The 2,080-nt window shown below is 62.3% G+C and carries 2 protein-coding genes and 1 pseudogene; 2 read left to right on the forward strand and 1 reads right to left on the reverse strand.

All coding sequences use genetic code 11. The annotated features are described in order from the left end of the window. A partial coding sequence (locus P0D80_RS49725) for a DUF4158 domain-containing protein (RefSeq protein ID WP_408295981.1) occupies positions 1-573 on the reverse strand: 573 nt, incomplete at its 3' end. Positions 574-679: 106 nt separating this feature from the next. Here P0D80_RS49725 and P0D80_RS49730 point away from each other — a divergent pair. Then, positions 680-1,273 (forward strand): annotated as a pseudogene (locus tag P0D80_RS49730) (tyrosine-type recombinase/integrase). Positions 1,274-1,298: 25 nt separating this feature from the next. Next, positions 1,299-1,793 carry a DUF6398 domain-containing protein gene (locus tag P0D80_RS49735; protein ID WP_408295983.1) on the forward strand — a complete coding sequence of 165 codons (495 nt, stop codon included), beginning with the start codon at positions 1,299-1,301 and terminating at the stop codon, positions 1,791-1,793. The last annotated feature ends 287 nt before the right edge of the window (positions 1,794-2,080 follow it).

Here is a 2,080-nt window from a genome sequence, read left to right on the forward strand (position 1 = left end):
TTCATCTGTCAGGGCGGCTTCAATCAGTTCGCCCAGGCGCTGCCGTTCCGCGCTCAGGGCGGCACTAATGATCGTCTGGAATACGGTGTACCCTGGACGAACGATGCGCTGCTCGGCCAACCCGGCGACGAGTTCGGTCAGGATGAAGGCGGGCGTCACATCCCGCCGGGTCAGGCATGCCGCTTTGCGCGCCAGTTGCGCGGCGTCCTGCTGTGACCATGACCGGTAGTCGAATAGCTGCAGGATCTGGCGACGCTGGATGTAGTACTCAGCCGGCCGGATCGGTCTCGGTTGCAGCGACTGTTCCGGGAAGTACCGTTCCCGCAGGAATGCGGCATCTTCATCAGGCAGGTCGGTGAGGGAGAAGAACGCCCGTTTGGCCTTGAAATATCCAATCTGCAGCAGACACAGGATCTGTTCTGGCAATCCGGCGCGCTGTTGAGCCAGCGCGAGTTCGGCCGGAGTGAAAGTAAAGTACTCGGCGCGCTGGAACTCGTCGAAATCGGGCCGTTCGTAGAGCGCCTGGCGCTCGGCTTCGGGTAGCAGGGTGAGATTCTTGTTATGGGCGCGCATCCAGGCGATGGAAAAAGTCGCGAGTTTCCCTATAATGGTCCAATTACGGAAAGTTCAAGGGCCGACCATGAACAGTAGCGCGGCTTTCGGACCGCTCGAGTGACCTGTGCCAGACATCGTTAACCGGAAAGTTCCGCGACGGCGACCGAATGCCGCCTACCGCAGCCGTGAATACCTGCTCGAAAAGGAAGTAGCGGACCTGATCGCCGCCGCCGCACACCTGGGCCGACATGGCTCGCGTGACGCCGCCCTGATTCTGATCGCCTATCGCCACGGCCTGCGCGTATCGGAACTGGTGAGTCTGCGCTGGGACCAGGTGGATCTTGCCTAGGCACTGGTGCATATCGTCCGGCGCAAGCACGGCATGCCCGCCGTGCATCCGCTACGCGGACCTGAGCTGCGCGCGTTGCGGCGGCTGCGACGCGACGACCCGGACAGCGCCTACGTGTTCGTCAGCGAGCGCCAGGCGCCGTTGACCCCGGACGCCGTGCGCAAAATCGTGACCCGCGCCGGCCAGCAGGCGGGCCTCGCGTTTCCGGTGCATCCGCACATGCTGCGCCACGCGACCGGCTACAAGCTGGCCAATGACGGGCACGACACGCGCGCCATCCAGCATTACCTCGGGCACCGGAATATCCAGCACACCACGCGGTACACCGAACTGGCGCCGGACCGGTTCCGCGACTTCGGGCAGGACTAACTTTCTTACCACTGAACTCGCGCCTATGTCGACCGAACGCATCCCGATCGCGCTACAGACCCGCTACGACGAAATCACCGCGCTGACTGACGCCGTGTGCGGACAACACTTGACCGACGAGTACCGGGACCTCTGTCGCCGCATGGCGGCGACCGTGTGCCGCAAGCGACCCTCGCCGCTCATCAATGGCCCGGCACGCTCATGGGCCTGCGGCATTGCCTACGCCGTGGGCCGGGTCAATTTCCTGTTCGACCGGCATCAGACGCCGCACATGCGGGCCGACGTGCTATGCGAACACTTCAGGGTGAGCCCGAAGACCGGAGCCGCCAAGGCCGGCGCAATCATCACGCTGCTGAAAATCGGCGCGATGGATCCGCGCTGGTCACTGCCCAGTCAACTGGGCGAGAATCCCATGGCCTGGATGCTCGAGGTGAACGGCTACATCGTCGATGCGCGCCAGATGCCGCGCGATTTTCAGGAGGAAGCTTTTCGTCGCGGCTTCATCCCATATATCCCTTAACCCTAACCAACCCCCTCTGTTTGAATGCCTTCCGAAATTATCGGGGGTCCAGGCGTGGAACTCCTGGCGCCCAGCGTCATGCTTTGCCCCAGTTGATTCTCGGAGATATCTATGAACCATGACTACCCGTCTCCCGTCAGCCAGCTGCTGACCTTGGGCGAAGCGTTTCCCGAAGCAACCGAACGCAGCCTTCCATGGGCATGCTATGGCGAGCTGGGTATCACCAGGGAGCACGTTGGACTGCTGATCGCAATCCTTCGTGATCAGCAGTTTTATACCGACACGGT

The sequence above is a fragment of the Paraburkholderia sp. RL17-373-BIF-A genome (assembly GCF_046030175.1).
Classification (GTDB): domain Bacteria; phylum Pseudomonadota; class Gammaproteobacteria; order Burkholderiales; family Burkholderiaceae; genus Paraburkholderia.

Bases quoted from the DNA above. Each gene is read 5' to 3' on its own strand.
- P0D80_RS49735 (WP_408295983.1), top strand. From the start codon at position 1,299: ATGTCGACCGAACGCATCCCGATCGCGCTACAGACCCGCTACGACGAA.